Annotated in this window: 25 protein-coding genes, 2 tRNA genes and 1 pseudogene; 19 read left to right on the plus strand and 9 right to left on the minus strand. The window is 53.7% G+C overall.

The window, feature by feature from the left end; all coding sequences use genetic code 11:
* Positions 1 to 5: 5 nt before the first annotated feature.
* The 4 genes and pseudogenes from PH256_RS02165 to PH256_RS02180 all read right to left on the minus strand — a co-directional run bounded on the left by PH256_RS02165 (position 6) and on the right by PH256_RS02180 (position 4,514).
* Positions 6 to 1,001: an extracellular solute-binding protein gene (locus PH256_RS02165; RefSeq protein ID WP_270912801.1), complete on the minus strand. Its 996-nt coding sequence runs from the start codon at positions 999 to 1,001 to the stop codon at positions 6 to 8.
* On the minus strand, positions 998 to 2,659 hold the full coding sequence (locus tag PH256_RS02170) for an ABC transporter permease subunit (protein WP_333766218.1): 1,662 nt from the start codon (positions 2,657 to 2,659) through the stop codon (positions 998 to 1,000). Before PH256_RS02170 ends, PH256_RS02165 begins: the two co-directional genes overlap by 4 nt.
* A 3-nt stretch (positions 2,660 to 2,662) precedes the next feature.
* Positions 2,663 to 3,435 (minus strand): annotated as a pseudogene (locus PH256_RS02175) (ABC transporter ATP-binding protein).
* Between the two features lie 194 nt (positions 3,436 to 3,629).
* On the minus strand, positions 3,630 to 4,514 hold the full coding sequence (locus tag PH256_RS02180; protein WP_270912803.1) for a MurR/RpiR family transcriptional regulator: 885 nt from the start codon (positions 4,512 to 4,514) through the stop codon (positions 3,630 to 3,632).
* A 403-nt stretch (positions 4,515 to 4,917) separates the two neighbouring features.
* On the opposite strand from PH256_RS02180, the gene PH256_RS02185 reads away from it, so the two are divergent.
* The 7 genes from PH256_RS02185 (at position 4,918) to PH256_RS02215 (ending at position 9,193) form a co-directional block, all read left to right on the plus strand.
* Positions 4,918 to 5,298, plus strand: a complete 381-nt coding sequence (locus PH256_RS02185; RefSeq protein WP_270912804.1) for an ArsR/SmtB family transcription factor — start codon at positions 4,918 to 4,920, stop codon at positions 5,296 to 5,298.
* 50 nt (positions 5,299 to 5,348) lie between these two features.
* Complete coding sequence (locus PH256_RS02190; RefSeq protein ID WP_087183319.1) at positions 5,349 to 5,564, plus strand: cation transporter; 216 nt, start codon at positions 5,349 to 5,351, stop codon at positions 5,562 to 5,564.
* A gap of 55 nt (positions 5,565 to 5,619) precedes the next feature.
* Positions 5,620 to 7,491, plus strand: coding sequence for a heavy metal translocating P-type ATPase (locus tag PH256_RS02195; protein ID WP_270912805.1), 1,872 nt, complete (start codon positions 5,620 to 5,622; stop codon positions 7,489 to 7,491).
* Between the two features lie 117 nt (positions 7,492 to 7,608).
* Positions 7,609 to 7,860: a sporulation transcriptional regulator SpoIIID gene (locus PH256_RS02200; protein ID WP_087183317.1), complete on the plus strand. Its 252-nt coding sequence runs from the start codon at positions 7,609 to 7,611 to the stop codon at positions 7,858 to 7,860.
* Between the two features lie 135 nt (positions 7,861 to 7,995).
* Positions 7,996 to 8,847, plus strand: a complete 852-nt coding sequence (locus PH256_RS02205; protein ID WP_270912806.1) for an NAD(P)/FAD-dependent oxidoreductase — start codon at positions 7,996 to 7,998, stop codon at positions 8,845 to 8,847.
* Positions 8,848 to 9,003: 156 nt separating this feature from the next.
* Positions 9,004 to 9,077 (plus strand) — tRNA-Gln (locus tag PH256_RS02210).
* Positions 9,078 to 9,117: 40 nt separating this feature from the next.
* Positions 9,118 to 9,193 (plus strand) — tRNA-Pro (locus PH256_RS02215).
* A gap of 47 nt (positions 9,194 to 9,240) precedes the next feature.
* Here PH256_RS02215 and PH256_RS02220 read toward each other — a convergent pair.
* The 3 genes from PH256_RS02220 to PH256_RS02230 form a co-directional block, all read right to left on the minus strand.
* The gene (locus PH256_RS02220; protein WP_270912807.1) at positions 9,241 to 9,657 is read right to left on the minus strand and encodes a tetratricopeptide repeat protein; all 417 of its coding nucleotides are present in this window, start codon (positions 9,655 to 9,657) and stop codon (positions 9,241 to 9,243) included.
* Positions 9,658 to 9,705: 48 nt separating this feature from the next.
* A complete protein-coding gene (locus PH256_RS02225) occupies positions 9,706 to 10,245 on the minus strand; it encodes a hypothetical protein (protein WP_270912808.1) in 540 nt (179 codons plus the stop codon).
* A gap of 138 nt (positions 10,246 to 10,383) precedes the next feature.
* Entirely contained in the window at positions 10,384 to 11,355 is a 972-nt protein-coding gene (locus PH256_RS02230) for a helix-turn-helix transcriptional regulator (protein WP_270912809.1), read from the minus strand.
* 174 nt (positions 11,356 to 11,529) lie between these two features.
* Between PH256_RS02230 and PH256_RS02235 the strand changes: the two genes are divergently transcribed.
* Genes PH256_RS02235 through PH256_RS02245 form a run of 3 tightly spaced genes read left to right on the plus strand, consistent with a single transcriptional unit; the run spans position 11,530 to position 13,574 of the window.
* The gene (locus tag PH256_RS02235) at positions 11,530 to 11,883 is read left to right on the plus strand and encodes a dihydropteridine reductase (RefSeq protein WP_087183313.1); all 354 of its coding nucleotides are present in this window, start codon (positions 11,530 to 11,532) and stop codon (positions 11,881 to 11,883) included.
* A 48-nt stretch (positions 11,884 to 11,931) separates the two neighbouring features.
* Positions 11,932 to 12,534: a TetR/AcrR family transcriptional regulator gene (locus PH256_RS02240; RefSeq protein ID WP_270912810.1), complete on the plus strand. Its 603-nt coding sequence runs from the start codon at positions 11,932 to 11,934 to the stop codon at positions 12,532 to 12,534.
* Positions 12,531 to 13,574: a zinc-dependent alcohol dehydrogenase gene (locus PH256_RS02245; protein WP_270912811.1), complete on the plus strand. Its 1,044-nt coding sequence runs from the start codon at positions 12,531 to 12,533 to the stop codon at positions 13,572 to 13,574. The genes PH256_RS02240 and PH256_RS02245 overlap by 4 nt, the downstream gene beginning before the upstream one ends.
* Before the next feature lie 161 nt (positions 13,575 to 13,735).
* Here the strand turns inward: PH256_RS02245 and PH256_RS02250 are convergent, their stop codons facing one another.
* Positions 13,736 to 14,578 (minus strand): helix-turn-helix domain-containing protein, encoded by an 843-nt coding sequence (locus tag PH256_RS02250; RefSeq protein WP_270912812.1) that lies wholly within the window; start codon positions 14,576 to 14,578, stop codon positions 13,736 to 13,738.
* Between the two features lie 668 nt (positions 14,579 to 15,246).
* Here PH256_RS02250 and PH256_RS02255 point away from each other — a divergent pair.
* The 6 genes from PH256_RS02255 (at position 15,247) to PH256_RS02280 (ending at position 19,722) form a co-directional block, all read left to right on the plus strand.
* Positions 15,247 to 15,423, plus strand: coding sequence for an LLM class flavin-dependent oxidoreductase (locus PH256_RS02255; RefSeq protein WP_270912913.1), 177 nt, complete (start codon positions 15,247 to 15,249; stop codon positions 15,421 to 15,423).
* 88 nt (positions 15,424 to 15,511) lie between these two features.
* Positions 15,512 to 16,699: a UvrD-helicase domain-containing protein gene (locus PH256_RS02260; RefSeq protein WP_270912813.1), complete on the plus strand. Its 1,188-nt coding sequence runs from the start codon at positions 15,512 to 15,514 to the stop codon at positions 16,697 to 16,699.
* 678 nt (positions 16,700 to 17,377) lie between these two features.
* Entirely contained in the window at positions 17,378 to 17,554 is a 177-nt protein-coding gene (locus PH256_RS02265; protein WP_442866644.1) for an AbrB/MazE/SpoVT family DNA-binding domain-containing protein, read from the plus strand.
* Positions 17,555 to 18,274 carry an ABC transporter ATP-binding protein gene (locus PH256_RS02270; protein WP_270912814.1) on the plus strand — a complete coding sequence of 240 codons (720 nt, stop codon included), beginning with the start codon at positions 17,555 to 17,557 and terminating at the stop codon, positions 18,272 to 18,274.
* A complete protein-coding gene (locus PH256_RS02275; RefSeq protein WP_270912815.1) occupies positions 18,271 to 18,924 on the plus strand; it encodes an ABC-2 transporter permease in 654 nt (217 codons plus the stop codon). Before PH256_RS02270 ends, PH256_RS02275 begins: the two co-directional genes overlap by 4 nt.
* Before the next feature lie 6 nt (positions 18,925 to 18,930).
* On the plus strand, positions 18,931 to 19,722 hold the full coding sequence (locus PH256_RS02280; RefSeq protein WP_270912816.1) for a class I SAM-dependent methyltransferase: 792 nt from the start codon (positions 18,931 to 18,933) through the stop codon (positions 19,720 to 19,722).
* Between the two features lie 216 nt (positions 19,723 to 19,938).
* Here the strand turns inward: PH256_RS02280 and PH256_RS02285 are convergent, their stop codons facing one another.
* On the minus strand, positions 19,939 to 20,229 hold the full coding sequence (locus PH256_RS02285) for a hypothetical protein (protein ID WP_270912817.1): 291 nt from the start codon (positions 20,227 to 20,229) through the stop codon (positions 19,939 to 19,941).
* 158 nt (positions 20,230 to 20,387) lie between these two features.
* Here PH256_RS02285 and PH256_RS02290 point away from each other — a divergent pair, with 158 nt between their 5' ends.
* The 3 genes from PH256_RS02290 to PH256_RS02300 all read left to right on the plus strand — a co-directional run bounded on the left by PH256_RS02290 (position 20,388) and on the right by PH256_RS02300 (position 23,653).
* Complete coding sequence (locus PH256_RS02290; protein ID WP_270912818.1) at positions 20,388 to 20,579, plus strand: hypothetical protein; 192 nt, start codon at positions 20,388 to 20,390, stop codon at positions 20,577 to 20,579.
* Positions 20,580 to 20,683: 104 nt separating this feature from the next.
* Positions 20,684 to 22,300 (plus strand): recombinase family protein, encoded by a 1,617-nt coding sequence (locus tag PH256_RS02295; protein WP_270912819.1) that lies wholly within the window; start codon positions 20,684 to 20,686, stop codon positions 22,298 to 22,300.
* A gap of 90 nt (positions 22,301 to 22,390) precedes the next feature.
* Positions 22,391 to 23,653 (plus strand): UvrD-helicase domain-containing protein, encoded by a 1,263-nt coding sequence (locus PH256_RS02300; protein ID WP_270912820.1) that lies wholly within the window; start codon positions 22,391 to 22,393, stop codon positions 23,651 to 23,653.
* Positions 23,654 to 23,947 lie beyond the last annotated feature (294 nt).

A 23,947-nucleotide genomic window follows, 5' to 3' on the forward strand; every position in this document is an offset into this window, starting at 1 on the left:
TTCGCTCAGCCCTTTGCCGCTTCGGAAAGCTGCTGGTGGGCCTGGAACAGATCGAGGGTCAGGGGCTCGCTGAACACAGAGGGATGGGCCGACTGGTTGGCCGGGTCTGCGGTCTCGCCTTCATAGAGCGGGTTGGGGTAGGTCTTGAGCAGCTCTTCCCGCCCGTTCTCGATGATGCACTGGGCCATCTCCATAGCCAGGGGGTTGGTCTTGTCGCCCTTGTCCAGCACAGCGATGGACTCGGTGAGCGAGAAGTTGCCCTCCTCGGGGTCCACATAGTCGATGGGCATTCCCTCCGCCTTGTCGGCGACCGCCTGATGGCGCAGGCCGAAGCCGATGGCTACCTCACCGGCGCGGCACAGCTTCAGAGGGCCGGAGCCGGAGGTCTCGATGTGGGCGCCGCAGTTGTCGTAGATACCGGAGAGGACCTCCTGCGCGCCGTCCTCCCCGTAGGCGTTCACCAGCGCCTGAATCAGCAGCCAGGCAGTGGAGGAGGACTGAATATCGGTGACCGCCACCTGACCGGCATAGACCGGATCGGTCAGGTCCTTCAGACTGGTGGGCGTGGGCAGACCCTCGGACTGCATCAGCTCGGTGTTCAGGATGATCGCCCCCTCCTGGGAGGTGATGGGCGCGGTGTAATCCGGAACCTCGGTCAGCGTGTTGACCTCAAAGGTCAGCGGCAGGAACATCTGGTTCTGGTCCTGAGCGCTCTGCAGATAGAAGGTGCTCATGGTCACCAGATCGGCCTCCAGGTTGGTACCCTCGGCCATCAGCTTGCCACCCAGCTCCGAGGTGCCATAGGTCTGGAAGATGTACTGACCTTTATAGCCGTTGTTGTCCAGTGCGTTCTGTATGGCGGCAACCGCTTCCTCGTCCGCGTTGGAGTAGATGACCACCTGCTCGCTGCCGCTGGCTCCGCTGCCCGCACCGCAGGCAGCCAACGTAGACAGACACAGAGCGGCCGACAGGCCCAGAGCAATTACTTTTTTCCCATTCATTGTTTGATTCCTTCCCTTTTTCTCTTATTGAAAATCCGGCTGTTCCCGCGGCCGGCCAGCCAGGCAAACAATGCCTTGGCGGCCAGGTTGGTCGCGAGGATCAGCAGCGAAAGCACAAATACCTCGTTGAAGCGGTTGACGTACTGCAGTTGCTTGATCATGGTGGTCAATACCATGGTGCGTGCGCCCGCAATAAAGATGAGCGCGCTGATGGTGACCATGGAATTGATGAAGTAGTAACTGAATACCTCGATCAGGCTGAAACGCGCGTTCGGGGTGACCACCCGCAGAATCGTTTTGAGCCAGCTGTCGCCCATGAGCATCGCAGTGGTCTCCCACCCCGCGTTCATTTTGGACAGCGAGTTTTTCATCATCAGATACGGGGTGGAAAAATAGTGCACAACGTTGCACAGAATCATCAGCAGCAGGGTGTTCTGCAGGCTGGTGCCGGAGAACAGGAACAGGTACGCCACGCCCAGCACCATACCGGGGATTGCATTGGTCACCAGAGCAATGCTTTCGATCACCCGCTTGTATCCGGAAGCCAGCGTGCTGCGCGCCGTGATCAGTGCCGCTCCATAGGCCACCAGCGTACCCAGCGCCGCAGTGAGCAGCGCCATGATCAGAGAGTGTGCATAGGCCGCCAGCAGGCTTCCGTCAGAAAATACGGCCTGCACATGCTCCAGGGAGAAGCCGGTTTTGTAAGGCCATTCCTCCACCATCGGCACCACAAAGATGACCGCAAAGATGGACAGAATCCCCAGGGAAGCAGCCGCACCGGAGATTCCCCATCCGGCGTCCCGCAGGCGGTTGCGCCGCAGCTCCGCATCCGAGATGCGGTTGTAGCGGATGTTGAAGCGCTCCAGAAGCTGCAGGATGCAGATGCTCCCGATGGAGGGCACCAGCATAAGCATGGCGATCACTGCGCCCCGGTTGAAATCCGGAATGCCACCCAGCATCTGGTTATACAGCAGTGTGGCGATAACCTTGTAACCGCCGCCCACCGAGGCCGGAATGCCGAAATCGGTGAAGCAGAGGAAAAAGGCCTGGATGAACGCACCGGCCAGCGTGCCCAGCAGCGGGCGCAGCACCGCAATCCAGAAGGTGGCCAACGGCCCGTCACCCATCACCTTGGAGACGGTGAGCGTCTTTTTGTCCACAAACCCCATGGTGTTGTGGATGAGCAGGAACGCCACCGGAATGGTGTAGATCACATAGCCGACCATCAGCCCCCAGAAGCCGTAGATGTCGAACAGCTGCCGCCCCAGCAGACGGGTGATCAGACCCTGCTTGCCGAAGGAGTAGATGATGGCAAAGCCGTAGGTGATGGTGGGCAGAAACATGGGCAGCGTGGCCGCCGCCCGCAAAAAGCCCTTGAAGCGGCCCGGCAGGCGGGTGTAATGCACCCCGTAGGCCAGCAGGAATGCCAGCACCGTGGCCGCCAGCGCGGAAGCCGCCGCCACCGCGAAGCTGTTGCCCAGTGCGGCGAGGAAGCCATCCTGCGCCAGCACCGAGCCATAAAACTCCCCGGTCAGCCCGCCGTTCCACACAGATTTGCCCAGCAGAAGCAGGATCGGCCCTGCCAGGAAGGCGGCAAACAGCACGACAATCAGCCCGAAAATGAGCTTTAATTCACGGTTCTTTCGTGTCATACGCATCCTTTACCCCGCCTGTACCGCCGGCGTAGGGCGGTCGCCGAACAGCGCGTAAATGTTGTTTCGCTTGATTTCCAGCTGGTTCAGGATGAACCGGCGCACAAAGTCGTTCCGGGGCTGATGCACAATCTCCTCGGGCTTTGCGTACTGGGAAATCACGCCGCTCTCCATGATCAGCACCCGGTCGGACAGGGTCAGCGCCTCTTCCGGGTCGTGGGTCACGATGATGGTGGTAAGCCGGTACTCCCGGGCAATAGTCTTGATCCGATCCTTGATGGACTCCTTGATCACGCCGTCCAGTGCCGACAGAGGCTCATCCAGCAGCAGGATACGGGGCTTCATCACCATGGTGCGGGCCAGCGCCACCCGCTGCTTCTGACCGCCGGAAAGCTGATCAATGCGCTTTGCCAGATGGTCCCGCAGACCCAGCAGGTCGATCAGGTCCTCTACCTCCTCTTTGGTGGAGATATCCGGCTTGTTGCGCAGGCCGTAGGTGATGTTCTGGTAGACATTCAGGTTCGGAAACAGGGCGTAGTCCTGAAACACGATGTTGAATCCGCGCTTTTCCATGGGGGTTCCGGTCAGGTCCTGACCGTCGTACCGGATGGTACCTCCATCCACATCCACAATGCCCAGGATCAGATTCAGCAGGGTGGTCTTGCCGCATCCGGAAGGGGCCCCAGGATGGAAACGATCTCGCCGTCCTCCACCTGCAGAGAGATGTCCTTCAGCACCGGCACACCGTCAAATGATTTCTGGATATGTTCCAGTTCCAGCATAATTGAAGCTCCTCTCTCAGGAAAAATGATTGGTTCGGAGTGTTGTCGTGCTCTTTTTGCCGACGGTGTCATCCTACCAGATTTTCCGGAATAGCCACAATCACAGCAAGTTTAAGTTTCCGTAAGTGCAACGTTAAAATCCATCAAAAAAGCCGCGCGCCCTTGTAATTTTCTTACAAGGGCGCGCAGCCTCTTTAGGGTTTTACCGGATAGGTGCGGTCCGCGATGACCGCGCCGCTTTTGTCCAGATTGCGGGAAAACCGCTCGTAATCGCTTTGGATGATTCCCATATACAAAAGATCCACCACAGCCAGATCCGGAATGCGGGAAAAAATTGCGGTGCCATAGATCGACAGCTCCTGCTCCCCGGTGCTCAGGCACACATCCGCATACTTTGCAATCAGTGAATCCCGGGGTCCGGTGATGGCAATGGTCCCCGCACCTGCCTTGCGGGCTTGCCGGAGAGCCTTCACCGTATCGGCCGAGCAGCCGGAATGGGACACCGCCACCGCCACATCCGCCACACCCAGATGCGCTGCGGAGATCTGCTGCAGGTAAGCGTCGGTGTGCATGCGGCAGTTCAGCCCCAGATAGGTCAGCTTGGTGAGCAGGTCCCCGGCGGGCGTGAACGAGTTTTCCACCCCGTAGATATCAATGGTCCGCGCGGTTGCCAGCATCCGCACCGCCCGGCTCAGATCCTCCACCGAAAGGGCTTTCAATGCGTTTTCCAGCAGTCCCCCGGCAATTCGCGTTTCCTTGAGGGGAAGCTCCTCCAGCCGGTCCCAGGGCTTGAGGTCAAAATCTCCCAGATGATTGAAGTAGGGCTGCCGGGGCGCGCTGCCGCTGCGATCCCGCAAAAGGCAATATTTGAAGCTTCGGTATCCATCAAATCCCATGGCCTGCACAAAGCGCACCACTGTGGGCTGGCTCACCCCCACCTGCTCGGCCAATTCCGAAATGGTGCAGCGGGTACATTCCTCCGGATGATTCAGCACATGGTCCGCCACCCGCTGCTCCGAGGGCCGCAGAGATGCGTAAACGCTCTTCACCCGGTCCAAAACCTGTATTTCATGTCGCATTAAAATTCCCCCTCCGCCTTGTAACAAAACTACAGCGCCAGGATGCGCAGCACACGTTTTCTTACAGAATTTCACACTGCCGTTTGTAACAAAGCCCGTAAATTTTTCTCTTCTTTCCCTGATCACGCCGGGCAGCTGCCTGTTTTCCCCTCCAAACCGGCCCGGTTTCCCCTTGCCGGAACGGCCTCTGCCGCGTTTGACTCATAATTGTACCAAGCGGATATAAAATCTCCAAGCTTTGCCGTGTAAACACTTTGTAAAACGCCCGGCCCGGCTGTTTCTTTGCTTCCAAATTTCCATCTCTTCCCTCAAGGATTCTTGGATTTTCTATTGACGGATATCGTACTGCGCGCTATAATAAAGTCAACACATGAACACTTATTCATATGTGAGGTGATTTTATATGACTCCCCACGAGCATCCGGCGGAGCACAAGGCAAATCCTGCCGTGGAATCCGCGCCCCTTCACCCGGACGCGGTGGAAAACGTGCGCGCCAACCTGCCGGACGACGAGTTTCTCTACGATCTGGCCGAGCTGTTCAAGGTCTTTGGTGACTCCACCCGCATCAAGGTGCTGTTCGCCCTGTTTGAAAGCGAGCTGTGCGTGGGCGACATCGCCCAGGTACTGGGGCTTTCCCAGTCGGCGGTAAGCCATCAGCTGCGGATTCTGAAGCAGTCCAAGCTGGTCAAGTTCCGCCGGGAGGGCAAGGCCGTTTATTACTCGCTGGATGACGATCACGTACGGTCCATACTTTCCATGGGCGCCGAGCATGTGGAGGAATGACCCTTCTTCCTTATTATGAAATAATACACATCACAAAGGAGTTTTAAATCATGCAAAAGAAATTCAGCATCGAAGTGGATTGTGCCAACTGCGCCGCCAAGGTGGAAGCCGCCGTGGCCCAGATCCCCGGCGTGAACAGCGCCGCCGTCAGCTTTATGGCCCAGAAGCTGGTCATCGACGCGGAGGAGGCGGAGTTTGCCCGCATCCTGAAGGAAGTGGCCAAGGTAGGCCGCCGCATCGACCCGGATTTCGCCATCGATTTCTGACCCGGGGCTAAGTCTCCGGTAAAATGGGCCTTCGGCCCTGCTTGAGGTGTTACCTATGACAAGAAAACAGACCCGCATGCTGCGCCGCATCCTGATTTCCGTTGCGACGCTGGCTGTGGTTTGGGTGCTCTGCGCCTTTGTGCCCCTGCCCTGGTACGCACAGCTGGCGCTGTATCTTATCCCCTACCTGATCATCGGCTACGACGTGCTGCGCAAAGCCTTCCTGGGCGTGGTACAGGGCGAGATCTTCGACGAAAACTTCCTCATGGCCATTGCCACCGTGGGCGCGCTGGCCCTGCAGGAGTACCGGGAAGCCGCCGCCGTTATGCTGTTCTACCAGATCGGCGAGCTGTTCCAGAGCTACGCGGTGGGTAAGAGCCGGAAAAACATCGCCGCTCTCATGGACATCCGCCCGGATTACGCCAACCTGGAGACCGGTGATGGCGTGCAGCAGGTGGACCCGGACACCGTGGCTGTGGGCGACGTAATTCTGATCCGCCCCGGCGAGAAAATCCCTCTGGACGGCGTTGTGCTGGAGGGCAGCGGCACCATCAACACCAGCGCCCTCACCGGCGAGAGCCGTCCCCGCCGGGTAAGCCCCGGCGACGATGTGATCTCCGGCTGCGTGAACCAGGACGAGGTGCTGCGGGTGAAGGTATCCAAGCCCTTCGGCCAGTCCACCGTGGCTCGTATCCTGGAGCTGGTGGAGAACTCCAGTTTGAAAAAAGCCAAGGCAGAAAACTTCATCACCAAGTTCGCTCGTTACTACACCCCCGCCGTCTGCATCGGTGCTGCGGCGCTGGCCATCCTGCCCAGCCTGTTCACCGGCCAGTGGGGCGTCTGGGTGAGCCGCGCGCTCACCTTCCTGGTCATCAGCTGCCCCTGTGCGCTGGTCATCAGCATTCCCCTCACCTTCTTCGGCGGCATCGGCGGCGCTTCCCGCAGCGGTATCCTGATCAAGGGCGGCAACTATCTGGAAGCCCTGGCCCAGGTGAAGACCATCGTGTTCGACAAGACCGGCACCCTGACCCAGGGCGTGTTCCAGGTGACCGGCGTGTTCCCTGCCGAGGGCTTCACCGAGGATACCCTCCTGGAAACCGCTGCCCTGGCCGAAAGCTGGTCCAATCATCCCATTGCCCAGAGCCTGCGGGCCGCCTGGGGCAAGCCGCTGGATTCCAGCCGCACACGGCAGGTACACGAGGAGGCCGGCCACGGCCTGACCGCTCAGGTGGACGGCGTACCGGTGGCCGCCGGCAATGCCCGCCTGATGGCTCAGCAAGGTGTGCAGATTCCCAAGAGCAGCAAGCCCGCCGAGGGAGCCACCGTGGTGTATCTGGCCATCAACGGTACCTACGCAGGCTTTTTGCAGATCAGTGACGTGGAAAAGCCCACCTCCGCCCAGGCCATTCAGAGCCTGAAGCGGCAGGGCATCCGCACCGTAATGCTCACCGGCGACGCTGAGGCTGCTGCCCATCAGGTAGCCCGGCGCCTTGGCCTGGACGATTACCACGCCCAGCTGCTGCCCGGCGATAAAGTGGAAAAGCTGGAACAGCTGCTGAACGCCAAAGCCCCCAATTCCACCCTGGCTTTTGTGGGCGACGGCATCAACGACGCGCCGGTACTGCGCCGGGCAGACGTGGGCATCGCCATGGGAAGTCTCGGGTCCGACGCGGCAATCGAAGCAGCGGACGTGGTGCTGATGGATGACGACCCCGCCAAGCTGCCGCTGGCTTTGCGCATCGCCCGTAAGTGCCGCCGCATCGTGTATCAGAACATCGCGTTCGCCCTGGCGGTAAAGTTCCTGTGCCTGATCCTGGGCGCGGTAGGCATTGCCAACATGTGGTGGGCGGTGTTCGCGGACGTGGGCGTGATGGTGCTGGCTGTGCTGAATGCCACACGCATGCTGCGGCCGGTAAAGCCGGAATAAAACCGTTTTTCTCTCCCCCGGAAGGAAGCTTCTTCCGGGGGATTTCTTTGTCCGCATAGCGCGTTTCACGCCCGCATACACATGAAATAAAACTTATGTGTGGGGGGATGCGCAGTTATGAAAGGCAACCCGGAGGAGCGAGCTGTGCTGCTGGGCGAATACATTGCCCGCACCGGCGCCACGGTGCGCGCCGCGGCCGACCGCTTCGGTATCTCCAAAAGTACCGTCCATAAGGACATCACTTCTCGTTTGCGTCATCTGGACCCGGAGCTGTTCCGCCGGGCGCAGACGGTGCTGGAACGGAACAAGGCCGAGCGCCATCTGCGGGGCGGAGCCGCCACCCGTAAAAAATATGCGCATCCACCCTGAGTACCGTCTGTGACTAGATTCCTTTTCCCTTTGTGTGAAATCGGGTATAATAAAAAAAACAACCACCGCATGCCCAGTGCATTGCCGCTTTCGGCCTGGCCGGGCGCTGCGGTTTCCACACAAGGGAGGATCTTCATGGATCGATTCGACTGCGCCGTGATCGGCGGCGGCCCCGCCGGGCTTTCGGCGGCCATTAATCTGCATCAGCGCGGCAAGACCGTTCAGGTTCTGGGCGCAGCGCCCGGTTTTCTGGCCAAGGCCGAGCAGGTGGACAACTATCTGGGCATGCCCGGCGTAACCGGCGAGGAGATGCTGCGCCAGTTCTCCGCTCACGCGGCGGCGATGGGCATTCAGGCGCTGCCCGGCCGGGTGGCCAACATTCTGCCCATGGGGGGCGGCTTTATGATCAACTTCAACGGCGAGATTCTGGAAAGCCGCACCGTCATTCTGGCCTGTGGCATTGCCCGAGCCAAGCCGGTGCCCGGCGAGGCGGAGTTCCTGGGCCGTGGTGTCTCTTACTGCGCCACCTGCGACGGTATGCTCTACCGGGGCAAAAAGCTGCTGGTCTGGGGGCTTTCGCCGGAGGCCGCCCACGAGGCCAACTTCCTGGATTCCATCGGCTGCCAGGTAAGCTTTGTGGCCGCCAAGCAGCCGCCGGAGCTGCGGGAAAGCGTACGCTTCATCCCCGGCAACCTGAAGGCAGTTGGCGGCGATGCTGTGGTGCAGTGGGCACAGATCGGCCCAAAGCAGGAGGCCTTTGACGGCGTGTTCATCCTGCGCAGCGCCATTGCGCCGGACACCCTGCTGCCCGGCCTGGCCATTGAGAATGGCTCGGTGCCGGTGGACCGCAATATGGCCACCAACCTTCCCGGTGTGTTTGCGGCAGGCGACGTGACCGGCGCACCGCTGCAGGTGGCCAAGGCGGTGGGCGAAGGCCTGATTGCCGGGCTGAGCGCGGCGGACTATCTGGACAAAAACCCCGCCTGATTTTCTTTTTCAAAACGCTTTCGCGCGGGCTGCAAATCACTCCGCAGCCCGCGCATTTATTTTTCCGGTAATTTTTGAAAAAAGGGGTTGACATTTGCAAACCTCGACGGTATAATAATAAAGCACTCAGGGCACGGCCCAAGAGAGCAGAAATATTGGAGAATTGTGTAAGGGTAGCACGACAGACTCTGACTCTGTTTGTGAGGGTTCGAATCCTTCTTCTCCAACCAGAAATAGCAGCAGCCCAACCGCTGCTGCTATTTTTTACATCGGGGTGTAGCGCAGTTGGTAGCGCGCCTGGTTCGGGACCAGGAAGCCGTGGGTTCAAGTCCCGTCACTCCGACCATCAAAAAGACCGCTGACAAAAGTCAGCGGTCTTTTTGATTTTCCTGTTCAAAGTTCACTCAGTTTCCGCTCTTTCAATACCGGAATATGATACCGCTCTAAATAAATCGTCGGATCACCGACAATTTGACTCGGCTGCACGCCTGTTTTTGCGAAGATATTTTGCAGTTCCTGCTCTGTTCCGGGGTTTTGCTCAAAGTTCTTGCTATAAACAAAGCAACCCGCGGCACACAGATCATTCCCCTGCTCCACCCCGATGTAGCCGAGTCTTCGATAGAATTTTGCCAGATGCTTCGGTTCCAACAGATACGGTGTCATGGCATACAGCGTTTCTTTCGCGGAGTAAAAGTCTTTCAATCGGATAAAACATTCGCAAATTTCAAATCTCGCGCTGATTCCGATGGGATTAAACTCCAGGCTGGCCCGGTATGCTTCGATTGCTTCTTCGTATTTTCCCTCTTCCACAAGCTGGAATCCTTTCCTGTACTGCTCACGGTACTGGTTGCCGGAATTCTAGCATATAAACCCATCATCCGTACCATACAATTTCCCGTATATGGCATGCTCCAAAGGCCCTTCAAAGCAATACTCACCCACAAACATGCTTCCCTGCTTTGGGGAGGTCTTCTCATGCTCCGATTGGGCCGCTTTACACAAAAACAGCATATCCTCTTCGCTCTCGACGGCAAAGGAGTGATCCATCCGGTTAAGCATCGTATAAGTGAACGCTCTGCGCGCCATTTCAATCGTGCGCGCCAAACTGCCGTGCCGCACCTGAAAGCCGCGCACGATCACCTCATCATCGCTTCCGGGGAGTGCCTTGCGGATAATGGCTTCCGTATAACTGGTCAATATCTCACAATAACCGTTTTCGTCAAGTTCATCCAGCGAAACTCCATAAATTTTCGCCAACGAACAGATGATAATATCGGCCTGATGCACCCCTTCCGGGAAAAGGCCCTTTCTTTCATCTGCATTGCAGCGCCGGTAAGCCGCCTCCACCTTCTGACTGTGGTCCATCTCTTTTTTTCTGAATAAGCCAAACATCCGCATGGTGCTCCCTCCTTTCTCTCAGCATATCACAAAACGTCGATCAGCGGATATGGGAACCGAAAAATCTTTTCCTCTCGCAGAAACGCTTTGTTTTATGATATCATCGAAATGAGGGACAAACCTTTTATCACTATAGACTTACGCCTTCCGAACCGGGCGGATATATTTCCAGAAACGGCTGCAATCGTGGTAAAAGTAGAACATTCTGCCCGGTGTGAGGTCTAACTGATAACCCGAAGCAGAATAGTCAAATTCCCGCATCGCCTGCTCCATGGCCTCTTCCACCGCGCTGTTCTCAGTTTCAAAATCGAAAGGCCCATGTTCAAACACGATGTAGTCCCCTTCGGGCACCACCGTCAAAAGCATCTGCGGCGGCACCGGCCCATTGTAATCCAGCGGCAGGCGCACGCCATAGCACTCGGCCAGCGGTATCCCCCAGCTGCAAATCCGGCCCGCTGGATCATTCATAAATGCCATGATCTGCCCGCTGCTGCTGTTCGCTTCCCTGCCGCCCAGATCATCCAGTTTATCGGGAATGCCATCCAGCAGGCTGCAGATTGTTTCGCAGTCCTGCCCGGGGATGCGACTCTGCTTTTGCCAGAAATCCCAATAGCCAATACTCTCGTAGTTTTTGATGTGCAGGAACTTGTGGGCAGGGATGGTGACGAAATAGGTTTTCACCTTGCTCTGTATGCCGGGCATACCGGTTCCTCCATTCTCCAGCAGATAGCAGTCAAAGGGACGCAGGATCGTACGCAGCGCCACCGGCACCGGATGCCTGCGGTACTCGCTGGGGGTAAGTCCATAGACCTCCCGGAATGCGCGGGTAAAGGCTTCATGAGAGAAAAAGCCATGGTCCAGCGCGATCTTCAGCACGCTTTCTTCTGTATCGCGAAGCTTCCTGAGCGAGAAGGCCAGTCTCCGGCAGCGAAGATAATCCCGAAACTGCATGCCGGAGATTTCCCGGAATTTTCTTGAAAAATGAAATTCCGAATACCCAAACTCCTGCGCCAGCAGCTTCAGGGTCAGCGCCTCGTCGTTTTTGTCCCGGATGCAGGCATCGATCCGGTCCACAATGTGCTGGATTTTTCTCTGCCATTGTTCACTCATATCGTTTTCCTCCTGCGTTTCTGCTTTCATTATACCCGCCAGCACTGGATTTTGCTTGATTGGATTTGCGGTTTCTTCCGAACGCAGCCCAACACGGCAGCCGATTCGTGTTGTTCCGCCTTTTGCGCGGGGCTGGTACAATAAGGCCATCACAACAAAGGAGGCCAATGTGCTATGAATACTGACAAAATTTACGCGGAACAACTGGCAAACGAATACGCACCGAAGAATCACTCCAAGGTGATCGCACTGCGCAAACTGGACGCCCGGGCAAAGCTGCCCGCAACCGTTTTCACCTATTCCCTGGGCATCTGCACTGCACTGATTACCGGCGTGGGCATGTGCCTTTCCATGCGGATCATCGGCAGCGGCAGCACCCCCATGTTCGTGCTGGGCGTGCTGGTCGGCATCGTCGGGCTGGCCGGAATGGGGCTGAACTACCCGCTTTACAAGCATCTGCTGGCCAAGGGCAAGCAGAAATACGCCTTTGAAATTATGGAGCTGGCAAAAGAGATCAGCGAAGCATAAACAAAAACCGGCCGGGCCTTGCCCGCAGACAAAAGGAGATGCAGTTTCTTGAACAAGACGGAAAGCAAATATTTCAGCACCGCAGCACGGATGGACGAGGCCTTCCTGGCTTTGCTGGAAAAGAAGGATCTGCCCTATATCACCGTGAAGGAAATCTGCCAGCAGGCCGGGGTCAACCGGTCCACCTTTTATCTGCATTACGAGACCATTGGCGATCTGCTGGCCGAGAGCGTGCAATATATGACCGAACGCTTTCTGGACCATATGCGCCAGCGCACCGAGCCCTTTGCGGCCAGCGATACGCCTCTTTCCGCCGGGCGTGCCTATTTCATCACACCGGAATACCTGGAGCCCTATCTGAGCTACATCGCACAGAACAAGCGGCTGTTCCGCACAGCCATGGAGCAATCTGCCGTTCTGCGGCTGGACCGGGTATACCAGCGGATGTTCCGCCATGTGTTTTCCCCCATACTGGAGCAGTTTCAGGTTCCGGAGGAGAACCGGATGTATCTGATGGCCTTTTACATTCACGGTCTGATGGCCATTGTGGACCAGTGGCTGCAGAATGACTGCGCGGATTCCATCCAAAAAATCAGCGCCATCATGCAGCAGTGTGTGGCCCGGCCGGGCCACAAGGGAGAACCACTATGAAAGCAGCAATCTATGCAGGAAAAGAGCAGATCGAATTGAAAGAGCTCCCCCTCCCCGAGGTGGGCGAACATGACGTATTGATTCAAAACATTTACTCCAGCGTCTGCGGTACCGATACTGCCGTCTTCTTCGGCGGACCGGGCACCGGGCACAAGGTGACCGTGGGTGGCGAATTCGGCCACGAAACGGTTTCCCGGGTGGTCAAAACCGGCCGCCTGGTCACGGATTTCACCGTTGGAGAACGGGTATATCCCTACCCGCTGTGTGCAAAGAACGATCCCTCCCGCGCGGGAACACTGGGGGGATTTTCCGAACACATCCTCGTGCCGCAGGCCCGGCGCAATGTGGGGCTGTATCCGGTGGATGACCGCATCCCGGACCGGCTGGCAAGCCTGATCGAGCCCTTCACTGTGGGCTGCCGGGCGGCCCGGCGCGGCATGATCCCCGCCGGTGAGGGCCGGTATCTGTCCGGCCAATCGGCGGTGGTGTTCGGGTGCGGCACCATCGGCATTGCAGCGGCCGCCGCCTTCTCCTATTTTGGAATGGCCCGGGTCATGCTCTGCGATTTTTCCGACTTCCGGCTGAACCTGGCCAAAGATCTGGGCTTCGCCGTCTGCAATCCCGCGCGGGAGGATTTCCGAGCCCGTGCGCTGGAGTATTTCGGCTCTGCGCCCTCGCTGGCCGGGCCGACCGCGAACATCGACTGCTGGCTGGACGCAGCGGGCGCTCCGTCCATTCTGGAGGATTTTCTCCGCCTGGGCAAGATCGAAAGCCGGTTTGTGAGCGTAGGCGTGAACAACGCGCCGCGCACCATCGACCTGCTTCACATGACCTACGCCCAGCAGAGCATCATCGGCTCCGGCGGATACATGCCGCAGGACGTATGGGATGTGCAGCGCATCATGACCTGCGGCCGCTGGAACATGGAATCCATCATCACCCACGAGTTCCCGCTGGATCAGCTGGAAACCGCCATCCGCACCGCCGCCGATGTGGAACACGCCGGCAATGTGGTGATCCGCATGCTCCCCGAGCCCTGACTCTTCTGCTCTCTGCCAAAAAAGCTCCCCGGCAATGGGACAGGTGCTCATAAGAAAGTGATTTGAAAGAATTACGATTATGGCATCTGTCAGGCAGGATTGGGCAACGAAGAAATACGCCGTATTCAGCAGATTTTGCTGGATACGGCGTATTTTCTTGCCTATTTACGCTTTCTTTTTCCTTTCCCGTGTGTCATGCTGGCCCTGCCACGCTGGCTTATGGGGCTTTTCATGTGCTTTGATAACCGCAGTATCTCAATCAGCGTGATAAACTGCTCCTTTGTGATGGCATCATAGTCAATGCCGAAAGTCGCCAGAAACGCCCGCGCCTTCTTTTCGTCGCTGCTGCCTTCAAAGTTCATGGCGATCTGCAACTGCTGCTGGGCTTGTGCAGCGGCGGATGGCTCGTCTGCTGTTGTGCTGTCGGTTTTGTGGGCTTCCCGAATATCGCGGAGTATCCCTGTCAGGCTATCTGCAACCACATGACCGAAGTATTCTTCCTCCGACACCTGCGACAATTCCAGTGTGCGGAGATAGAGATCGTTCGCACTATCCTCTCGCTTTGCCAGCACCATTTGACGCACGGCTTCCAGCACGGCGTTCATGTCGTTGATCCGCATATCTGCAATGCGGTCAACATAGATTTCCGCATCCAGCATCAAACGCTGAAAATCTTTGTGGCAGATCAGCTCCGACAGCAGCCGGTGGTTAAACTGTCCATTCTTCAACACCTCAATCGCACCATCACCCAAATGCAGGGCTTCCAGCTCTGTGTTTGGGTGATTTTTTGTTTCCGTCAATCCCATTAAGTAATCGGCGGATACCCCATAGAACTTTGCCAGCGCCGCGATGCTGAACGGACTAATGTCCTTAAAATCGTCTGTCTCATATTTGCCGAGGGCAGCACGGGAAATCCCCGTTGCCTCGGACAGTTGCTCCAGCGTTAGACCGCGCTCTGTCCGCAAATCTTTAAGCCGCTCCGGGATTGTCAGCTTGATGTTCATATCCACGCCCCCTCTCGTTCTGCTTCCCATTATAGCACAGATTTCTATAAGCGTGGAAATTTCCGCTTTTCGCACCTATTTTCCAACCTCTTGGATATACGGGAACAGGCCCGATTTTTCGTTAAACTGTACTTGTCGGGAGACAACAGTACCTTGAAAATTATATGACCGTCCGAATGGGATACCCCCGGCAGGGGAAGCAGCGCCATGACCCCATGTGTTTGAAAGCACGGGGGAGCGTGCCAATGCCGGAATACGCCGCTGAGAAGGCAGGGGCAGGAACGGCATTCGGGAAGGACGGCGAAAATGCAGCGATATTTTCAAATGAAGTGAAAACAGCGAAAAATCTGGCGTTTTCACATTGATAACGCCATCAAAGAACGATACGCCAGGCAGCGATGCGAGTACGCTGTTCGGCGTACAACTTTCCTACTCCGCGAAAATCCATGCGGAACAGTGAAACCGAAGCCTGACAGTTGTGAACAGGGCTTCGCATACGGCAGAGGAAACAGTTAGTCGCATACCATTATCCATTGCCCAGCGATGAACCCAGTACGCTCATCAGCGCACCGGCTTCATCATTGGGCAAACGAAAAAAGGAGGGCAAAACTGTGAAAAGCAAAGAGATTTACCGAAACGAAATCAAATCGTACATCATCCGGGCGGGCATGACCATGAGCGAGGCCGTGGAAATTTTGGCCGATGAATACGTTTGGAGCAGCAGCGTCCCGAATCTGTCCGACAAACTGAAGCGCGGCAGCTTGCGCTACGGCGAGGCGGTGGAGCTGGCCGATGTACTGGGGTATAATATTGTTTGGGAAAAGCGCGGAAAGGATGGGAGATAATTGCTTCCACAAATTATAATCGGTAGAAATATTCGCTCTTAAGTGATATAATTATTTTTAAAATAGAGAAATTGAAGGAGGCGTTGTCGTGGACTTTTGGAGTAAGATGCTATCAAATATTGCAGATGCAGTTCTTCCAAAAGATTTGGATGATGACGCACTTCTTATGCAAATGGACGAGGCTCTGCAAGAAGAAAAGAGTTTATGGCATTCGCAGCAACAATTCCTAGATCCTTGCGTAGTTAAAAATTTTCAGGAAAAATGGTATTCGGCATATTGTACTGCGGAAAAGAAAACACATGGCTTATTATTCTCTATTGGTTTATCTGGCCGCAAAATTCGCAATGTTGCTCCTCGGTTTATTGAAATTTATGAGCAGCTCCCATCCAAATTGCAAGCACATAACAACCAGTTGGCAAGTCAAAAAGCGGCGGATGCAGCGAAACTGATTTTACCCGTAGAGGGGAAAATGCTTGACGAACAACAACTTCGATGTATCACAAAGGAAGTCCACAATCATCTTGTTCTTGCCGGGGCAGGGACTGGAAAAACCACTACCATCATCGGCTATGTCAAATATCTTCTGAAAAAGAAAATCTGTATGCCGGACGACATTTTAGTTCTGTCATTTACCAACGCATCTGCCGCAGAAATGAGTGAACGATTAAACAAAGAAATTGGCAGACCGATTCATGCACAGACATTCCATAAATTGGGGTTAGATATTATTGCGTCTGTGCAAGGGAAAAAGCCCAAAATTTATTCCTCTGACATTCGTCAATTTGTCAGAAAGCAGTTGGATATGCTGACACAAGACTTGGGCTATTTGAGAAAATTGTGCGTGTATCTGACTTATAATGGAGTAGAGCAGAAGTCCGAGTTTGATTTTGAAACGGAGGAAGAATACCGCTCTTATCTGAAATATAATCCACCAATAACACTAAAAAAAGAAACAGTGAAAAGCTATGGCGAGTTGGATATTGCCAATTTCCTGACGCAAAATGGAATTACTTATGTGTATGAGCAGGAATACCCGATTGATACGAGAACTTCTGAGTTTGGGCAATACTACCCTGATTTTTATCTTCCTAACTTTGACGTATATATAGAATATTTCGGTATTAACCGTCAAGGAGAGGTTCCAGCCTATTTCTCTGGGAAAAACGGAATGTCAGCAGCTCAAGCATATCAGGAGGGGATCAAATGGAAACGCGAGTTACATCGAAAAAATGGTACGCGAATGATCGAAGTCTACGCCTATGAAAAATTTGAATGACAACCTCGAATAAAGAATGACACAAAATCAGCAGTGCGTCAGCAATCAGAAAATTCAAACCGCCTGTCCCTTTGGCTGAGCTAATCGGTCTGTGGGACAGGCGGTTTTCTTTGCCTTGAATGATGGATAGATAGGGACGATTTACTGTCAGGATAAAGGTCGATTTTGGGCGTTTTCTTTCGCTGTAAGCGGCTTTTGAACGGCTTGCCATATCTCGGTATTCATACCTCTGCGAACAGCTCTCAGAGGCCATAAGGATTAATTTTCTGCCGTCTCCGTATGGCAATATCCGCACAGGGAAAATCCATACACGGATAATCCGCATCTGGAAAACCCGTACACGGGAAATCCGTATACGGAAAATCCCGCACAATAAAATACTAAATAAAGAAATACCAAAGAATCAAATAACAATCTAATTAAATATCAATTCTATCAATCTTGATAAGACCAGACTATTACCCAAATTTGCAATGGTTCTCCGTTTGGATTGGATGGACAGGACTACTGTCAGAAAAATGTCGATTTTAACGGTCGCTCCTATCCTTGGAGTCTCTATGGACGCTAACCCTATTGACAGCGCAAAGCATATGGAGTATAATTTGTTATACAAATCATACTATATGAGGTATTACTGCGATGGGAAGGCCAAAGGGAAAATATGCATGGACTGCAACGGTGGGCGAAAAAGGACAGATCGTCATTCCCAAACAGGCAAGGGAACTATTTGATATCCAGCCGGGTGATACGCTGGTGCTTTTGGGCGATGTGAAAAGAGGGATTGCGATCCCTCCCAAAGCGATGTTCTCTCAGTTTGCCGCCGCGGTATTTGAAACGGAACAGGAGGACGAGTAAATGCCACTGTGCGAAATCAAAAATCTGCGAAAGACATATCCGTCCTTTACCCTAACCGACCTGTCCTTCCAGCTGAACGCTGGTCAAATCGTCGGGTTCATCGGCAGAAACGGGGCCGGGAAAACGACAACGATCAAATCCATGCTGGGGCTGATCCACCCCGACGGCGGCGAGGTGTGCTATTTTGGCTTGCCCTTTTGGGGGTATGAGGAAGAGATCAAGCAGAGGATTGGGTATTCCACAGGAGCTGTCAACTACTATCCCAAGAAGAAGATACGGAATATCGTATCTGTGACGAAAACTTTTTTCTCTGCATGGGATGATGGAGCTTACCGCGAATACCTTTCGCTCTTCGCTCTGGACGAGGACAAAACACCATCGGAGCTTTCCGAGGGCATGAAGGTAAAATTTAATCTCCTGCTTGCGCTGTCTCACAGAGCGGAGATGCTGATTTTGGATGAACCAACCAGCGGCCTTGATCCGTTTTCGCGTGATGAGCTGCTGGATCTATTCGCGGAACTCAAAAGGCGGGGCGTGGCTGTGCTGTTTTCCACACACATCACCTCAGATATCGAGAAATGCGCCGATGACATTCTGTATATCCGGGATGGAAAGCTCGTTGCTAACTGTTCCATGGACGATTTCCGCAAGAATTGCTGCGGAGATGGTGAAAGTCTGGAAGATGCCATTCTGCGCATGGAAAGGGGTGTCAGGGCATGATCAAGCTGCTGAGAAAAGAGATACAACTGGCAGCATCGCCTCTTTCCTACTTCTTCATCGGGTTTGGCCTGATGGCGTTCGTTCCCGGATACCCAATTCTGGTCGGCTCCTTTTTCGTCTGCCTTGGGCTGTTCCAGTCCTTTCAGACAGCGAGAGAGGCGAACGATCTGACCTATACGGCTCTCCTTCCGGTCGCGAAGCGCGATGTTGTCCGGGCAAAATATGCCTTTTGCTGTTTTATCGAGATTTGCTATTTTACATTGACCGGGGCCGTGACGCTGATCCGTATGACTTTGCTGTCCAACGCTGCGGTCTACAGAAATAATGTTCTGATGAATGCAAATCTTGTCTATCTCGCCTTTGTACTGCTGATCCTGGGGCTGTTCAACGCAATATTTGTCGGCGGATTTTTTCAGACTGCCTACAAATTTGCCAAACCCTTTGTAAAATTTATTATTGCCGCCTTTGCGGTCGTGGGGCTGGGCGAAACGCTTTTTCACATCCCGGGGCTCGCTGCGTTGAACGCGTTTGGTTTTGCGCATATGGGGTTGCAGTTGGGCATCCTTGCACTGGGGATCCTTCTGTTTTCAGGATTGACGGTGTTATCCAAACACCGGGCAATGCGAAATTTTGAAAGGATTGACTTGTGATACGAAATGAATGAGATAAACAAAACTTTATACATTCCTCTATACGGTAAGGCGAAGGTCAGTAAAATGGGGATTATCCTGAATGATAAGACCGCCGAAACAATATGGGATGAAAACGCTGTATCACTGGGAAGAAAGTCGAAATCCAAATGGCTTGCGTACTTTATGGCGATGCGGGCGAGGGTATTTGACGACTGGGTCAGGCATATGCTTTCCGAAAATTCAGATGCCATCGTGATCCATATTGGCTGCGGACTGGACAGCCGGGTCAGCCGCATCGGCCCAGTAAATACCATGTGGTATGATATGGACTTTCCGGAGGTAATCACAGAACGAAAAAAATTCTATGCTGAAACAGCCCATTACCGTATGCTTTCCGGAAACGCCGCAGATCCTATGTGGCTGACACAAATTCCTGCCGGCGAAGCAGCAGTGATTGTGATGGAAGGCGTTAGCATGTACCTTGCGCCCAAAGAACTCGCAGGCCTGTTCGAGATGCTGGAAGAGCGGTTTCCCTCTTTGTGCCTTCTGATGGATGTGTATACGGGGCTTGGCGCAAATCTGACCAGATTCAAAAACCCCATTCACGAAGTTGGGGTAACAAAGGCCTATGGAATAGACGATCCTGCGGTACCGCTTGGCACAAGCGGGATCCGCTATGTTCGGGAGCATTCCATGACACCGTCGGAGCTTGTAGCAGAGCTGAAGGGATTTGAGGGCTTCTTTTTCAAAACCCTGTTTGCCGGGAAATTCGCAAAGAAACTTTATAGATTGTATGAATATCAATACGGATATTGATGATTTTCATATGGGGTTTCTTCCTCTCCGCTTGGTGGGTTTGGGACACTCTCAAAATAGAAAAATGGAGCTCCGGCTGAAAGCTCGGAACGCCCATTTTTCCGGTGTGTGGCCACACCGGATGTGCTTGCTAATCAGCAAGTCACTCCGGTATGGCAAGCACCGCTTTTCTGCAAGTGTACATACACTTGCTGTGCTTGCTCTTACTCTTCAATCTCAGTCCCAAACCCGTTCCTCTGTGAATTTTGCGCGAACACGAACACTTTTTTCGCTTGGAATCTTGACTCGAACACATGTTCCTGATATACTGAAATCAACCAAATAAAGTAGCTGTGCTGTGGAGCCGCTGACGAAGCGAAGTCTTCCTAATGCCGCATGAACGCAGAAATCCGCACGGGTTTCTGTGATGTCGGTATGGGAAGATTTTTTACCGTCATGCGGCTCTTTTCTTTTCCTCCGTCCGCTCTCCCGCCAGTGGGAAGGAGCGTGCCATGTAAGCAGAATCATAACCGGTCAAAGCCTTTGGCAAAGGGCGGCTTTGCCGCCTTGGTTGCTTATCTGCACGGCAGAACGCCGCTGTCAAGGACGCGCAGCGAGGCGAAGCCGGTTCCTTGACTGCGGCGGGCTGCTGTGCTACACACGACAAATACGGAGGAAATCGGAATATGAAAAATCAATACAGCCGCATGGATAATATCTGCCCGAAAGAACCCAGGAAATTACGGATTCCCGACCAGATCGACCTCTACATGGAGGACGGCACCATCTACCATGTCCGTAGCTTCTTTACCGGGGATTTGATGATGGGCGATGTGCTGGATGCCCTGACGATGGAAAAGTTGGAAAGGGCACAGTGAATCCCGGCACTTTGCCCAGTGGAATCAACAGCGGCGCGGTGGTATAATACAATCAGGATTTCTGATTGTGATACGCACTGCATTTCGGGAGGTTAAAGAAGAAAATGCAGGAACAATACAGTGTTGGAATCTACGCCAGACTGAGCCGGGACGATGAGCGCGCCGGTGAGTCTGTGTCAATCGAAAATCAAAAAGAAATGCTCGCCCGGTATGTGCGGGAACAGGGCTGGACGCTCTACGATTACTACTGCGATGATGGGGTCTCCGGGACGACCTTCGACCGTCCGGGGTTCAACCGGCTGGTGCAGGACGTGACCGACCGGAAAATCAACTTGGTCCTGACCAAAGACCTCAGCAGGCTCGGCCGTGATTACATTGAAGCAGGCAAATATACCGACTTCATTTTTCCGTCTCTTGGCTGCCGCTTCATCGCCCTCAATGATGGGGTAGACACCATCCGCAAGAACAATGAAATGCTGGTCATTCTGAAAAATGTCATGAATGACCTCTATGCCCGGGACACCAGCAACAAAATCAAGGCGGTGAAGCTGTCCACCTTCAAGGCCGGGAAATATGTTGGCTGCTATGCGCCCCTCGGCTACCGAAAAAGCGCTGCGGACAAACATATTTTGGAGATCGACCCGGTGACCGCTCCAGTGGTGCGGCACATCTTCGACCTGCGGTTGCAGGGCAACGGTTTCCGCAAAATTGCCCTGATTCTCAATGCCGAAAAAGTCCCTGCCCCCAGAACCTTTTACTATATGGCGGAGGGCCGGGAGAATCATCGGGGCGAAATGCCATTCTGGAACGATGTGACGGTGAAAACCATCCTCCGCAACGAGGTCTATCTCGGCCACATGGTACAGAACAAGACGGGAACCGTCTCCTACAAAAACCACAAGCAGGTCAGCAAGCCGGAGAGCGAGTGGATTCGGGTGGAGAATACACACGAGCCGCTGATTTCGCAGGAGGTATGGGACGCAGTGCAGCGGATGGACAACCACCCCGCCAGAGGGCGCAGCGGCAAGAGCGGCACCGTTTCTCTGTTCGGCGGTCTGCTGCGGTGCATGGATTGCGATTCTTCCATGCGGTATATGCGGGATTACCGTAAAAAGGTGTCGGACAAGGAACCGGAGTACAAGGCGTATGTCTGTAACCGGTACGCTTCGGGCGGCAAAAACGCCTGTTCATCCCACTACATCAACCAGAAGGTATTAACGCAAATTGTGCTGACGGACATCCGCTGCAAGGCGATGTGGGCGCAGAACAGCCGGGATAAACTGCGTGAAAAAATCCTCGCGCAGAAGGAATCTGCCGGACGGGAAAAGCTCAAGACACTCCAAGCGGAACTGAGCGCCATCGAACGGCGGCTGCCGGAGCTTGACCGGCTGGTGCAGTCCGCCTACGAGGACAAGGTGCTGGGGAAAATCCCGGAGAATCTCTGTGTGCAGCTTCTCAATGGCTACGAGGCCGAGCGCAAGGCTAAGCAGGAGCGCCGCCGGGAGTTGACGGAGCAGCTTGCCGCCAGCCGCGAAAACGAGCAGTCCGTAGACGCATGGCTGGACATGGTGCAGGATTACTACGATTTGCAGGAGCTTGACCGCCCCACCCTCGTGCGGCTGATTCAGAAAATTGAGATCAGTGAGAAATATACGGTAGACGACCATGAGGAACGAGACATCCACATCTACTACAATTTCGTTGGCTACATCGAAGTTTGAACTTGTCATGCTTTATGCGAAGTGAACTAAGAACAGCTTTTGCCCAGATTAGAGGAACGACTTAAAAAGGCGGGTGTTGTATTTACACCAATGTCTCCCAAAGATATGTGGTCGGAAATCAGCGGCACAGAAAACCAAAAACTTGACCGAGTCGCAGAATTGTTTGGAACAGTCATTACTTTGACTAAAAGCAATAATTGTTCACTCGACGAAGTGCGCAGTAGAAATCATAGTCTTAGGAATTTCCCTAGTATTGATGCTGTTATAGATTTAATTGAGCCGATCTATAACAATTATCAAACCATGCTTCAGGCCCGCAACGAAATTGATTTTAATGATATGATCAATTTGGCTTCTGACTATGTTCAGCGAGGGCAATTTATCCACTCATACAATTATGTTATCGTCGATGAATATCAGGATATTTCTCAGGCTCGCTATCGTCTGCTTGCTGAAATGCGCCAGCAAAAAGATTACCACCTGTTCTGCGTGGGCGATGACTGGCAAAGCATTTACCGGTTTAGTGGCAGTGATATTGGATTTATTCTCCATTTTGAAAAATATTGGGGTGCTTCGGAAATAAGTCGTATCGAAACAACCTACCGTTTCCCTCAAAGTTTGATCTCTGTTAGCAGTAGTTTCATTATGAAGAACCCCGAGCAAAAAAGGAAGCGATTAAAAAGTGCCGTAGCGGATCACAGTTTCTCAATGGAGAAACTCACGGGATATACAGATGCGTATTCTGTTGAGTTCCTTGCTGAAAGGCTCAAAGAATTGCCAAAGGGAAGTTCAGTATTATTCCTTGGGAGATACCGATTTGATATAAAAATTCTGGATGGGCAGCGCCAGTTTTCATATCAGTATAGCACTGCGCTTGGGAGAACAGAAGTTACTTTTGCTAGACGCCCTGACTTGCAAATTTCTTTCATGACAATACATAGCTCAAAGGGGCTACAAGCTGATTATGTGTTCTTACTGAATAATAAGGCACACGGCATGGGCTTCCCAAGCCAAATTGCTGATGCTCCTATTTTGCAGCTTCTTCTTGATAACTGTGATCATTATCCGTTTGCAGAAGAACGCCGGCTGTTCTATGTTGCGATAACGAGAGCAAAAAAGAAGGTCTGGCTTGTCACACTCAAAGGGAACGAGTCGGTTTTCATAAAAGAAGTTGATGAAGTTCATGGAGATGATATGCGCAAAGAACAATATACTTGCCCTTTGTGCGGCGGTCGCCTTGTTCGCAGAAGCGGTCCCTATGGTGACTTTTTCGGATGTTCAAATTATAAAACTAAGGGATGTCGCTATATAAGAAATATTAGCAAGCGTAAGGCTCAAAAAGCAGACAAGTAGTCCCTTGGTAACAAGGGCGCACTTCTATACAGAGGCAAGCCCTGTATCGTGCGCTCTGCGAGGCGAACAGCCCGGACAGCAAATGTCCGGGCTGTTTTGCGTCACTTCGTTCCGAACAAGGGGCTGCACCCCTTGCGCCGCTATGCGGCTATCCCTGCGCACTTTGTGGGCGGTGCAATTTGCTGACGCAAACAGCACCGCCCGCAAAGTTTTGAATATGTTCCCCAGACCGTTTATCGTTTTTCGGTAGGCGGTCTTTTTGTTTTTACACACCAATTTTTTAGGAGGTCGTGC

This window comes from Allofournierella sp. CML151 (assembly GCF_027853465.1).
Lineage (GTDB): Bacteria > Bacillota > Clostridia > Oscillospirales > Ruminococcaceae > Allofournierella.